The organism is Rhizobium sp. P38BS-XIX (genome assembly GCF_012641435.1).
In the GTDB taxonomy this organism is placed as follows: Bacteria; Pseudomonadota; Alphaproteobacteria; order Rhizobiales; family Rhizobiaceae; genus Rhizobium.
In genome coordinates, this window is record NZ_JABAIJ010000004.1 from 118,765 (window position 1) to 131,755 (window position 12,991).

The 12,991-nt window shown below is 57.6% G+C and carries 12 protein-coding genes; 4 read left to right on the forward strand and 8 right to left on the reverse strand.

Translation table 11 applies throughout. The annotated features are described in order from the left end of the window. Position 1 precedes the first annotated feature (1 nt). Both repB and repC read left to right on the forward strand, forming a co-directional pair. The gene (repB, locus tag HGP17_RS14960) at positions 2 to 1,003 is read left to right on the forward strand and encodes a plasmid partitioning protein RepB (RefSeq protein WP_168810241.1); all 1,002 of its coding nucleotides are present in this window, start codon (positions 2 to 4) and stop codon (positions 1,001 to 1,003) included. A 154-nt stretch (positions 1,004 to 1,157) separates the two neighbouring features. Further along, positions 1,158 to 2,471, forward strand: coding sequence for a plasmid replication protein RepC (gene repC, locus HGP17_RS14965; protein ID WP_168810244.1), 1,314 nt, complete (start codon positions 1,158 to 1,160; stop codon positions 2,469 to 2,471). Between the two features lie 425 nt (positions 2,472 to 2,896). Here repC and HGP17_RS14970 read toward each other — a convergent pair whose 3' ends face one another. From HGP17_RS14970 to HGP17_RS15005, 8 genes are all read right to left on the reverse strand, one after another. Then, positions 2,897 to 3,889: a murein L,D-transpeptidase catalytic domain family protein gene (locus HGP17_RS14970; protein WP_168810246.1), complete on the reverse strand. Its 993-nt coding sequence runs from the start codon at positions 3,887 to 3,889 to the stop codon at positions 2,897 to 2,899. A 349-nt stretch (positions 3,890 to 4,238) separates the two neighbouring features. Continuing rightward, positions 4,239 to 4,793, reverse strand: a complete 555-nt coding sequence (locus HGP17_RS14975; RefSeq protein WP_168810247.1) for a hypothetical protein — start codon at positions 4,791 to 4,793, stop codon at positions 4,239 to 4,241. Positions 4,794 to 4,991: 198 nt separating this feature from the next. After that, entirely contained in the window at positions 4,992 to 6,314 is a 1,323-nt protein-coding gene (locus tag HGP17_RS14980; RefSeq protein WP_168810249.1) for a flagellar hook protein FlgE, read from the reverse strand. Between the two features lie 224 nt (positions 6,315 to 6,538). Next, positions 6,539 to 7,255 carry a hypothetical protein gene (locus HGP17_RS14985; protein WP_168810251.1) on the reverse strand — a complete coding sequence of 239 codons (717 nt, stop codon included), beginning with the start codon at positions 7,253 to 7,255 and terminating at the stop codon, positions 6,539 to 6,541. 219 nt (positions 7,256 to 7,474) lie between these two features. Beyond that, complete coding sequence (locus tag HGP17_RS14990) at positions 7,475 to 7,780, reverse strand: hypothetical protein (RefSeq protein WP_168810253.1); 306 nt, start codon at positions 7,778 to 7,780, stop codon at positions 7,475 to 7,477. 74 nt (positions 7,781 to 7,854) lie between these two features. Continuing rightward, on the reverse strand, positions 7,855 to 8,838 hold the full coding sequence (locus HGP17_RS14995; RefSeq protein WP_168810255.1) for a TerC family protein: 984 nt from the start codon (positions 8,836 to 8,838) through the stop codon (positions 7,855 to 7,857). Positions 8,839 to 8,991: 153 nt separating this feature from the next. Beyond that, entirely contained in the window at positions 8,992 to 9,708 is a 717-nt protein-coding gene (locus HGP17_RS15000) for a class I SAM-dependent methyltransferase (RefSeq protein ID WP_168810257.1), read from the reverse strand. A gap of 128 nt (positions 9,709 to 9,836) precedes the next feature. Next, a complete protein-coding gene (locus HGP17_RS15005; RefSeq protein WP_168810259.1) occupies positions 9,837 to 10,316 on the reverse strand; it encodes an Lrp/AsnC family transcriptional regulator in 480 nt (159 codons plus the stop codon). Positions 10,317 to 10,446: 130 nt separating this feature from the next. On the opposite strand from HGP17_RS15005, the gene hppD reads away from it, so the two are divergent. Together hppD and hmgA are read left to right on the forward strand one after the other, a co-directional pair. Then, the gene (hppD, locus tag HGP17_RS15010; RefSeq protein ID WP_168810261.1) at positions 10,447 to 11,559 is read left to right on the forward strand and encodes a 4-hydroxyphenylpyruvate dioxygenase; all 1,113 of its coding nucleotides are present in this window, start codon (positions 10,447 to 10,449) and stop codon (positions 11,557 to 11,559) included. Between the two features lie 61 nt (positions 11,560 to 11,620). Continuing rightward, complete coding sequence (gene hmgA / locus HGP17_RS15015) at positions 11,621 to 12,982, forward strand: homogentisate 1,2-dioxygenase (RefSeq protein WP_168810263.1); 1,362 nt, start codon at positions 11,621 to 11,623, stop codon at positions 12,980 to 12,982. The last annotated feature ends 9 nt before the right edge of the window (positions 12,983 to 12,991 follow it).

Sequence of the window (12,991 nt, forward strand, 5' to 3'; positions counted from 1 at the left end):
GATGGCTCGCAAAAACCTGCTCGAAATCTCGGCTCCGAACACGAGCCGTGCTGACGCAGTTTCCACGAAGGACAATCGTCCCATTGCCGGCTTTCTGCCGCAGACACGAACGGGCGGGCCTGTTGGCGGCATCACGCGGACCCTGGGCAACATCACGGAAAAGATGGAGCGCGCCAGCGATCTCGAAAGGCAGCTTTCCGAGGGACAGACGGTCGTTGATATCGATCCTGCCCTCATCGACGGCTCCTTCGTTACCGATCGCCTGGAGATAGATCCTGTCGATCTCCAGCAACTTGTCGATCAGATCCGCGAGCACGGTCAGCAAGTGCCTATTCTGGTGCGCCCACATCCGGACGCCAAGGGACGTTATCAGGTCGCCTATGGGCATCGCAGACTGGCGGCGACTAAGGAGCTTGGCATCAAGGTCCGCGCTGTCGTCCGCGAGCTCAGTGATGACCAGCTGGTTGTCAGCCAAGGCCAGGAAAACAGCGCACGCACGAACCTCTCCTACATCGAGCGCGCACTTTTCGCCTTGCGCCTGGAACAGCGTGAATTTGGCCGCGATATCATCATGGCGTCGCTCGGCGTGGATAAGGCGGCCTTGTCCAAGATGCTGATCGTGATGCGCCAGGTCCCATTGACCCTCGTGAGTGCGATCGGACCGGCACCGGATATCGGTCGCAGACGTTGGCTGGAACTTGGTGAGCATCTGGAAAGCGTTGCAATCGAGCCGATCGTTGGCGAGTTGTCCGCGGACAACAGCCGTAAGATATCAAGCAACGAGCGCTTTCAGCTGGCCATGACATTGGCGAGCAGCAAGCCGACGTCGAGCGAGACGGCCACCGCGCCGTCGACCATCTCGGGCGTACCCGTAACATTCAAACGAACGCCAGCGCGCGCCACCTTTGTTTTCGATAGCAAGGCAGCGCCTGGTTTCGATCAGTTCGTGCAGGAGAGACTGAAATCTCTCTTCGCTGAGTTCCAACAAGAGAAGGAAACGTAACCCGCAAAAGAAAAAGGCCCCCAAACGACGTCGTCGTGGAAGCCCTTCTCGATCTTAAGCAAATCTAGAATCGCACTTCCCCGAATCACAGTCAAGAGTATTTGGCATCGTTTTGGTGAGCAGATTTCTTTTGCCACAACGTAGGTGAAAGAAAATGGAAGCCGAATACGTGACGACGCCCTTTGGGCGGCGGCCGATGACGCTTGCCATGTTGATGGCTCAAAGACGAGCACCACATGACAAGCCAGCTACATCGGTCGACAAGTGGAAAATCTATCGCGCGCTCTGCGAAGCCAAGCCGCTCTTCTGTGTCACAGATCGAGCCCTTGCGGTTCTCAACGCGCTTTTAAGCTTCTATCCGAAGACCGAGCTTTCGGACGATGCCAATCTGGTCGTATTCCCCTCGAATGCGCAATTGTCTCTGCGGGCCCATGGCATGGCAGAACAGACGATCCGGCGTCATCTGGCAGCCCTGGTCGAAGCCGGATTGATCGTTCGGCGTGATAGTCCGAACGGCAAGCGTTATGCTCGCAGGACGAGGGCAGGGGACGTCCATGAGGCCTATGGCTTCTCACTGGCTCCTCTTGTGTCTCGAGCGGAAGAAATCGAGCGGCTGGCCGCCCAAGTCGTTGCAGAGCGCCTTCATATCCAGGGCCTACGTGAGCGCATCAGCCTTCTTCGCAGGGATACCGCCAAACTCATCGAAACCGCCATTGTAGAGGCCGTAGCGGGCGATTGGGAAAGGATTCATTCCGGTTTCCGTTATCTCATCGACGGCCTCCCCCGCGCTCCAAACGCCGCAGAGCTTGAGCAGTTGCTCGAAAAGCTCACAAGGCTTCACGCAGAAATCGTCAACCATCTGGAAAACCATGCAAAAACACAAAAATTAAGCGCCAATCACCATCAAAATGAGCGGCACATACAGAATTCAGACTCCGAATCCAAAATTGAATCTGAAGCAACACCGGCAAAACCAGAAATGACGTTGTCCGCGGTTCTGACGGCGCCAAGAGTGGAGTTACCTAATTCCATCGCAATCGCCAGCAGCAATCAGGGAGGTCAATTTTCTTCTGTGTCTGTCGCAGCTCAGGAAAGCGTTGGAGAAGGCTATCCGCCTCTGAAATCATTCCCTCTGGACCTCATCATGCGAGCATGCCCTGACATTGCAGCTTATGCCCCGACAGGTCAGATCACCAATTGGCGCGACTTCATCTCGGCAGCCGTATTCGTGAAATCGATGCTTGAGATCAGCCCCGCAGCACATCAGGAAGCTTGTGCCATCATGGGGCCTGAGAACACCGCGACCGTCATTGCTTGCATCTTGCAAAGAACCGCGCACATCAAATCGGCTGGCGCGTATCTGCGTGATCTGACGCGTCGAACGCAAAAGGGCGAGTTTGCGATCGGGCCCATGCTGATGTCCCTTCTTCGCTCCAACACCGCTGTGGGGGGTCGAAAAATGGCTTAGATCGCGATCAAAACGCTGCTTTAGCAGGGGTGCTGCTGCCCGTTTGACAGTTACGCCTTATCCAAGATTCCCGACGTCAAAACTACGCTTTTCGAATGACAAAGCGCGTTCTGGCGATGGAGTACTGCGCCCAGTATATCGCTGGTGGAAGAGAAAGCTCAGATAGCTTCCGCTTCGAGGATTTAGGCTAATAAAAAGAAGGAGATGAAAACTCGATAAAATCCGCAGGAACGGGTCCAAAGAGGGACCAAAAGCAGTTCTTTATCGCCTGATGCTTTAGCTTTTATGCTCCATTCCTCTTCAAAAGTCCATGCTTTTCAGAGGGCGAGGTGAGTTGTCCAGGATGGTATCCCATCCGCAGCGTCCTTCCGAGACATCGGAGTGCCTCGAAAGGACATTGGTTCGCCTATCCCCGTACCTGAGCCTTACTGGCAGATCGGGATGGGCTTCGCCGGCGGTGCCGGGTGGTCTTTCTTGTATTGAACGATCACGGGTTCCAAGGTTTCTTTCTTCCAGAACTTCGGAGCACCGATCGACTTCAGGCAGGAGTCATTCCAATACAATCCAGCCTGTGACGCCGACTGACCGGCCGCGACGGCTTTGGCAACCGCATTGATGTCGGATGATTCAGGATAGATGTAGAGTGTCGTCGGATTGTCCTTGACCATCGAGATGATCTGGTTGGCATCCGAAGCCGCCCAGCTCGTGCATCCGTCGCTGCGGCCGCCGGCATATTCGACCAGCTTGCCAAGCGGAACGTAACCTTCGCGGTTTGCATAGGGGCTTTGCGGATCCTTCTTCATGCAGATACCGGCAACCTTCGCCGCAGCATGGCCTCCGATCGCACGCTGGCGCGCATTTGCAGTTTCGCCCTCGCCATCGAACTGAAGAAAGGTGCGGAGATAAGCGACATCCTTGGTCGCCGAGCTTTGGTAATACCCTTTGAAGCTCGTCTTTGTCTCCTCAGTCATATAGGAGCCGCCGGTCGTCAGGTTTGAATCCATCGCATTGCCGAAATTCTTGGCGCACATGCGGCCGTTGCCGAAGTCGACCACGCCCTTCAGATTACGGCCGCTGCCGTGACCGGACGACACGACACGGAATGTCTGAGTGCCTTCGCAGACGATATAGAAACGGCCGCCATCAGCCGGATCATTGGGCCGGGTGGCATCCATCGCAAAGTAGCATGAGTTTCTCACCTTGCCTTCGCTCACTTTTCGCATGTAGAGCGCGCGCGCTCTTTGCAGAATAGGGCGGGCAATCTGGCCGTCTCCCTGGCCTACGTGGATTGCGAGCCATGCCGGAATATCGGCCTGCTGTGCTGCAGCAGCAAGATGCGGCGTGGCAGCGATGCCGATGGCGATGGAGCAAAGGCTGAGCATCTTGGTGATGCTGCGGGGGGCATATCTCAACCGCACTCGAGTAAGTCTCCTGTTATACATCGGGAACCTGTGCTCACCACCGGCCAAGAGAACATCACAAAAGGTGCTTGCTCACGATCGCGGCGGCGATAAGTTTAGATTCATAAACCATACTTGTGCGCTGCTTTGCTGAACGAGAGCCTAACAACCACGTGAAATGGGGCGGCTCACGATAAAGATTGCGTGTATGACGCTGAACTCAAGCTTCCGATCTTATCGTTCCTTGGGACCGTCGATATAAAAACGGTTGGCTCTGCGCGGAAGAAACGATCCGCATACCTGCTGAAGCCGGACGGTCTTTGCCGGTGCGCGCACTGCTCGCAGCGAGATCGCCATCGGCGTACGGTCAGGGAAGGTAGCCGAAGAGAGCTCTATAACGGGCATAGTCCGCCATGGCGGACGGCGCCAGCTGGAGCAGTTCTTTGCTGGCCGGGCGACCTTGAAGGTGAATGAAAATCGACCTTGTCATTCCGGCCTGCGAGACCGTGAGATATGTTTCTTGGACGGAGTGCTTGCTCAGCCATGCCGAATCGTGCCCGAAGGTGACCTTTATCTTGGATCGATCCATCCGATACTCGCTTGGGACGGCGCCGTAGCAACCGGTCTCCACCAGGGAGGTCGAGTCCAGGTAGACCGCCGTCGTCGTCGGAAGCAGCGCGCATATCGCAGAGACGGTGGCGAAAATCGCGCTCCAGATAGCGTAAGCCGTCAATCTCCGTCGCGTGAACAGGGGAGGGCGGTCAATCATCTCGACCGTGGGACCGTATCGATTGGGCCTGCGCACCTGATAAAGAAAGGACGCGACCATGAGAACCTGTATCAGGAACGTGAAGACGTATATCGCCCCAATACGCTGGCCGCAGTCGAAACTCGAGAAAAAGCCGTTGTCCAGTATGACCATCGCACCGTCCTTGATAGGTCGGCGACATCTAGCATCATAAGCGCAAATGAAGACTTACCGGGGCGAAAGGCAGCGTGAGCTTAAGATCTTGCCGGACCACACGGCGCTCCCGCGCACTTACCGGCTGAACATGTTCGATTGCGTTATCCAGATATGAAAAAGGGCCCCGAAGGGCCCTTTGATCGCGCGAAAGAAAGATCAGCGCTGAAGATTGACCAGGACGTCCATCAGATCCGAGCCTGTCTGGAAGACCTTGGAGTTGGCGGTGTAGCTCTTCTGTGCCTGGATCATGTCGGTCAGCTGGCCAGCCAGGTCGACGTTCGAGGCTTCGAGCGAGTTGGACTGGATGTAGCCGAGGCCGTTGCTGTTGGCAAAGCTCGTCACGGTCACGCCGGATTCAGCACTTGCCTGATAGACGTTGCCGCTGAGAAGGGTCAGCTTGTCTGGGCTGGCAACGGTCGCCAGCGGGATCTGATAGATCGGCTTCGGATCGCCCGACTTGTAGTTCGCATAGACGACGCCGCTCTTGTCGATGGTAACGCCGGTGACTGGGCTTGCTGCCTGTCCGTTCGTCGATCCCTTCGAGCTGAAGTCGGTGGCCTTCTGCGTCATCGCCGTCATGTCCATCACGATCGATCCGCCGGTTTTAGGATCGGTGATGGTGAATTTACCAGCCGTTCCGACCTGATTGCCGTTGGCATCGAAGGTGATGTCAGTCGTGGCGACGGGGCCCGACGAATAAGGGAACGAGGTGCCGCCCGTCTTGCTTGCGTCATCATTGCGATAGACGGTGACTTCCCACTTGTCCTGTGTTGCCGGGACCGGCGGGGTGGCAGTGGGATTACCAGGGCTGGCGGCCGAAGTTTTGGTGTAATAGATGTCGTACATCACGGTGTTGCCGAGCTTGTCATAGCCAACAACCGAGCTCTTCTGGGTATTCGCCGTCACCGTTGCACCGCCAGCGCCGTTTTTGCTCGGCAGAGTCGTTGCGTCGGTCACCGCGGTGGCATTCGAATTCAGGTTGCCCGTGAAGCTGCCCGAGGTCGATTCCTGGTTGGCAAGGCCGTTCTGGTTGACGTTGATCGGGATCAGGCCATCGAAGCCGTTGACGACGACTGCCGGTGCGCCCGACTGATAGGAGTAGCCCATCAGCGTGTAGCCGGCGGAGTTGACGAGGTTGCCGTTGGCATCCGGCGTGAAATCGCCAGCGCGCGTCAGGACGGTCTTGCCGTCGGCGCCCTGCACGACGAAGAAGCCGGCGCCCTGGATCGACAGGTTGCTGCTCGACGACGTCGAAATGGTGTCGCCCTGCTGCGTCACGGAGTAGCTGACGTTGGTCTCGACGCTGCCAGAGTTATAGTTGCCGCCGCCCGACGGCAGGATCAACGAGGAAAAGCTCGTGCTTGCCGACTTGTAACCCGTTGTGTTGACGTTGGCGATGTTGTCCGACACCGTGCTAAGCTTATTCGCCTGCGCGTTCATGCCGGAAACTGCCGTTTTCATGCTACCAAAGATGCTCATTGGTTCCTCGCACGTTGCTGATGCCGCCACGATAACCAGAGTGACTTGTGTGAAACTGGCTTTTTCCTATGTTCCGCAAGGTTGAAGCAACCTCTTCGGCGCAAGCTGGCTCGTCGCGAACGCATCCTGGACGCGTCGATTACGTTATGTCTTCAGCTTTTGTGCCGGCAGAAATCAGGGCCTGTCATCACACCATGTTTTAAGGGCAGGCGACGACCGTAACCTTATTGGATCGGCATCTGAGGCAGCGGGAAATCCAATACGCTGCCGGTATAGCTTTCCACCAAGGCGCTGAACGGCGTACCATCAGGCAGCTTCAGGACGGCATGGTGCTCCAGCACGAAGGGCGGCGGTTTAAGCGTATCGTTCTTCGCCGCTGGAACGGGGACACCCATCTCCCAGCCTTCAGGCAGCGGCGACCAAAGCAGTTTCGCTGACAGATTCGTGCGGGTGAAGTGCAGTGCCTGAACGGCGCGCCCAAACGCGATGTCCGAGCTATTGAGCGCCGTATTCATCTCTGTCGTCAATTTTGCCGGGACATACCAATTGTCGGCTTCAGACAGAATGCGATCGCCGCAAGCCAGGCGAACGCGACGATAGGCAATCGGTTCATCTGGGCCAACGGCCAGAAGTTCGCGGACATGCGCGTCGGCCGGCTTGTCCTGACCAAGGACACGCTGTGCAAGGATTTTAGATCCCGCAGGCGCGAGCTCGTGCGCGGCGCACCAGCGGTCGAGCGTCAGCGTGGCACTGGCATTGCTGAGGAGATCCGAATTCAGCGTCTGCAGGACCGCAATCGCTTCCAACCGTGCGGAAGGCGTGTCCGGCCACTGCGATTTTCCGGACGCGTCCTGCGCCATCGCGGGCTGCATACTTGTGACCACAAGACCCGCGCCGATAAGGCTCGCTATCCGGATGAATGTCGAAAACTGGAAGGTCATGCGCGATGAATTCCTTTTGGCGGCAACACCGGGATATCCAGACATAGAGAGCGGGCTTGCCGGAGCCTCCTGATCCCCGGCTAAGATGGAGGAAACCATGCTGACGACAAGACTTGATTTGGCTGGCCCACAACGAATAGGCCAACGCAATGGCGGCTCCTCGCCCGTCATCGCCGAATGTCAGGATGTGAGCCTGCTGAGAGGAGCGCCGACGGCTCGTCACACGTCGTCGACCTCGCTGGTCTTGAGAAGGCCGATGACAGCGCTGCAATTCGGATTGCTCTTGCTCAGAAGAGCGGTCGGATCGCTCCAGCCGGTTGCGACGCCAATGACGGTGGAGATTGCCCAAAACGTGTCGTCCGAAGCCCGCTTGACCAGCGCTGGAACCTCGGCGGACAGGCATGCCTGCGACTGCCTGACGATCTCGACCGGCTGGCCTGCGGCCATCGCATGTCGTTCGATCTCGGCTTGGAGGGGGCTAAGGGCAAAGGTGGCAAAGAGGGAGGCGAGGATATTCGAAATCATCGGTCTGACCTTGTCTGGACACTGTTTGAAACGGAAAGGGGAGGTGCCCGCGCAAGAGCGGGCAATTTGCTGCGTCAGGCGCTCGTGGCCTTATCGCGCGTCTTGACGAGGCTCCACCCGACGCCGCTTGCGATGATGGCGAAGGTGATGCCCAGCGAGAGTGCGGCGGGAAATTTCTCCAGGCCCAACAGGTCTGCGACGAAGATCTTCGAGCCGATGAAGACGAGCACGACGGCGAGCGCCGGCTTCAGATATTGGAAGCGATGGATCATGGCGGCGAGCGCGAAATAGAGGGCACGCAGGCCGAGGATCGCGAAGATGTTCGACGTGTAGACGATGAATGGATCGGTGGTGATTGCAAAGATCGCGGGAACCGAGTCGACGGCGAAGATCACGTCCGCCACTTCGATCATCGCGAGAGCCATGAACAGCGGCGTGATGAACCACACCATCTTGCCGGTTTCCGGATGCGGCTGTTTGATGAAGAACCGCTCGCCGTGATGATTGTCGGTCACGTTGAAGCGGGCGCGCATCAGGCGAACCAGCGGGTTCTTCGAGACGTCGGGCTCTGCATCCTTCACGACGAGCATCTTGACGCCCGTCACGATAAGGAAGGCTGCAAAGACGTAGAGGAGCCACGAAAATTCGGCAACCAGCGTGGCACCGACACCGATCATGATGGCGCGCAACACGATAACGCCGAGGATGCCCCAGAAGAGCACGCGGTGCTGGTAAAGGCGCGGAACGGAAAAGAAGGCAAAGATGAGGGCAATGACGAAGACGTTGTCGAGGGCGAGCGTCTTTTCGACCACGAAGCCGGTCATGTAGGCGAGGCCGGAATCGGCGCCGAGATACCACCATACCCAGCCGCCAAAGGCGAGGCCGAGGGTGATGTAGAGAAGGGAGAGCTTGATACTCTCGCCGACGCCAATCTCCTTGTTCTCCTTGTGCAGGATACCAAGATCGAAAGAGAGGATGGCAATGACGAGTGCGAGAAAGCTCGCCCACATCCAGAGCGGCTTTCCAAGCCACTCCATGAAAAGAACGGAAGTTTCCACGACGGAGAACCTCTGTCGGCGCGATGTCGGAAAAGGTCCGACATCGTGAAAGCGCCGACGGCTCTCACCAGAGGGGCCCGGACCAGCGGGTTGGACCCTAGCTGGGAAGGCAGACATATGGTTTCAAGAGGCGGGATAGAATTTGCCGTCGATCTAGGCGTCGGTCCGGCCGATATGGATGCTGTAGACGCTTGCCCGCTCCTGAGCGACGAAATCGGTAAGCGTGGTGGGGACGTCGACCTGCGTGCTATGCCGCGCAAGAATGCGAAAGCCCTTGGGAAGGGACGTTGCGATGCGATCGATGATTTTCTCGTAATCGACGACGAGCAATTCCCGGCCGACCATGAGGTCGAAGAGCGCGGGATTGGCGATCGCCTGCTCATTCTCGCAGAACCAGAACGATGAGATGGTCAGATCCGGCCTGTCACCGATTTGCGTCGGCAAGTCTTTTCGCTCGAACCGGAAGCGGCCCGGCAGCCTGGCGGCTGCCATTAGTTCCCTGGCAAGCGACAGTTGATGTTCGGATGTGTCCAATCCGCAGAGATCAAGCTCCGGATTGTCGGCGAGATAGGCAAAGGCGAGGCTGAAAGCGCCTGAGCCGCAGCCAAGATCGCAGACGCTTCGGTAGGTGTGGATGGTTCCCCTGAGATGGGTGAGCGCCTGCAGGCACTTTAACGAGTTGCGCATTCCAAACGCGCGCGTAAAGGCGTCGGCAAAGCGGCTATAATCGAAAATCTCGATCTGCCGCCGGCTTTCCACCGCATTTCGCAAGGCGATGGAGTCGTCGCTGGGGTGATAAAGGTGATTGCACCTGAGCAAGGTTTCGGCAAATTCCTCCAGATGCAGCGTTTCAATGTCCGTCAATCCCATGAAAACCCGTCCTCGCTCGGGGTGTACTCGTGGGCATGATTGGAAGGTGTGCGAGGGGTGAAAGCAAGCCTCTGTCGTGACTGCCGATGCATATTAGTATTTCTCTATTTTCCAAGGTGGCTGCGAGGTCAGCCATGCGCTGAAGGCACGGGAAATCCTTCGAAGGTTTTCAACGTGTCGAGGACGATCGATGTCTTGACATGCTGCACGGACTCGTGCGGCAGCAATACGTCGTTGACGAAGCGCGAAAGGCCGGCAAGTCCCCTGGTCGCGACCTTGAGATGATAGTCCATTTCGCCGGTCAGAGCATAGGCTTCCAGCACCTCCGGCAGGCCGTTGATCAGCTGCGAGAACCGCCGGGCATTGTCCCTGTTGTGCGTGGCAAGCGTCACCGAAATGACGACGAGCATATCAAGCCCGAGTTTCTGCCGATCGAGATTGGCTTGGTAGCCTTTGATATAGCCCTCCGTCTCCAGCCGCGTGCGACGGCGTGAACATTGCGAAGGAGAAAGCGCAATGCGATCGCCAAGCTCGTTGTTGGTCAGCCGTCCGTCCTTCTGCAGCTCTTCGAGAAGACGCAGATCCAATTTGTCGAGAGGCTCTTCCATCGCATAAAACCTTTAAAGTACTCACGGATCGTGCGTAATATTTGCAATTAACAGCTATAATGCAAGCACTTTGCGTGATTTTTGAGCCATACTTTGCATCATGAGAATACCGTCTTCTGAGGAGGAGAAAATGGGTCCTTTTCCGCATGATGCGCCGCCATCCGAAATCACCGCCGATAACCCGGCCGGCACCGACGGCTTCGAATTCGTCGAATTCGCTCATCCCGAGCCGGACAAGCTGCGCGAACTCTTTTCCCGCATGGGCTATGTCACGGTTGCCAGGCATCGCACCAAGGACATTACCGTCTGGCGCCAGGGTGACATCAATTACATCCTGAACGCCGAGGCCGGCAGTCATGCAGCCCGTTTCATCAAGGATCACGGTCCGGCAGCGCCGTCGATGGCTTGGCGTGTGGTCGATGCCGCACATGCGTTCCAGCATGCCATTTCCAAGGGCGCCGTGGCCTACGAGGGTCATGACAAGACCCTCGACGTTCCCGCAATCGTGGGCATCGGCGGCTCGCTGCTTTATTTTATTGAGACTTACGGCAAGAAGGGATCCGCCTACGATGCCGAGTTCGATTGGATCGGCGAGCGTGACCCGCGTCCGCAGGGCGTCGGCTTCTATTATCTCGACCATCTCACTCACAATGTCTTTCGCGGCAACATGGACAAGTGGTGGGACTTCTATCGCGATCTGTTCAACTTCAAGCAGATCCATTTCTTCGATATCGATGGCCGTATTACCGGCCTGGTGAGCCGTGCCATCACCTCGCCCTGCGGCAAGATCCGCATTCCGCTGAATGAATCGAAGGACGATACCAGCCAGATCGAGGAGTTCCTGAAAAAATACAAGGGCGAGGGCATCCAGCACATCGCCGTCGGCACGGACGATATCTACCAGGCAACCGATACGCTCGCCGATCATGGCCTGCGGTTCATGCCCGGGCCGCCGGAAACCTATTACGATATGTCCTATGCGCGCGTGAACGGGCACGAAGAACCCATCGAACGTATGCGCAAACATGGTATCCTCATTGACGGCGAAGGCGTGGTGAATGGCGGCTTGACGAAGATCCTGCTGCAGATCTTTTCCAAGACCGTGATAGGGCCGATCTTCTTCGAGTTCATCCAGCGCAAGGGTGACGAAGGCTTCGGCGAGGGAAATTTCCGCGCGCTGTTCGAGTCGATCGAGGCCGACCAGATCAAGCGCGGCGTCATCGGCACCGCAGCTGCCGAGTAAATCCTTCGGGCGGCTCCGCCAGAACGCGGGGCCGCCTTCAGCCCTTGGGAGGAGGGGAGTTATGGATCAGACGATATCCGGGAGAGCCGAGAGCCAGACTTCCGCGGCCGAGGCGCTGAATTACATGCCGGGCTTCGGCAACGATTTTGAAACGGAGGCGCTTCCCGGCGCCCTGCCGCAGGGACAAAACAGCCCCCAGAAATGCAATTACGGCCTTTATGCCGAGCAGCTTTCCGGCTCACCCTTCACGGCTCCGCGCGGAACGAATGAGCGGTCCTGGCTGTACCGCATTCGCCCGAGCGTGCGCCACACGCGCCGTTTTTCCAATGCGTCGTATCCGCTCTGGAAATCCGCTCCATGTCTTGACGATCATTCGCTGCCGCTTGGGCAGCTGCGCTGGGATCCGCTGCCGGCACCGAGCGAGCGGCTGAATTTTCTGCAAGGGATCCGCACGATGACCACCGGCGGCGATGTCCTGACGCAAACAGGCATGGCAGCCCACGCCTATATCTTCAACGACGACATGGTCGACGACTATTTTTTCGATGCCGATGGGGAGCTGCTCGTCGTTCCCCAGGTCGGTGGCATTCGCGTGTCTACGGAAATGGGGATCATGGACGTCGAGCCGCTGGAGATCTGCGTCATCCCGCGCGGGATGATGTTCAAGGTGACACGCAAGGGCGAAGGGGAGGTCTGGCGCGGTTATATCTGCGAAAATTACGGCGCGAAGTTCACGCTGCCGGAGCGCGGGCCGATCGGCGCCAATTGCCTTGCCAATCCGCGTGATTTCAAAACCCCCGTTGCCGCCTTCGAGGACAAGGAGACACCCTGCCGGGTGCACGTCAAATGGTGTGGCAAATTCTATGTGACGGACATCGGTCACTCGCCGCTCGACGTCGTTGCCTGGCATGGCAACTATAGTCCTTACAAATACGACTTGCGGACCTTTTCTCCCGTCGGCGCGATCCTGTTCGACCACCCCGATCCGTCGATCTTCACCGTGCTGACGGCGCCGACCGAAAGTGCCGGGACGGCAAACGTCGATTTCGTCATCTTCCCGCCGCGCTGGCTCGTTGCCGAACATACGTTCCGGCCGCCCTGGTACCATCGCAACATCATGAGCGAGTTCATGGGTCTCATCCACGGCCAATATGATGCCAAGGAAAAGGGTTTCGTGCCCGGGGGTATCAGCCTCCATAACATGATGCTCCCGCATGGGCCGGATGCGTCCGGTTTCGAGAAGGCGTCGAATTCCGAATTGAAGCCGGTCAAGCTCGATCACACCATGGCCTTCATGTTCGAAACCCGCTTTCCGCAGCAGTTGACCAAGTATGCGGCCGAGCTGGAAACGCTGCAGGATGACTATCTGGAATGCTGGGATGGTCTGGAGCGTCGCTTCGACGGAACGCCCGGTATCAAGTGACCATTGGCC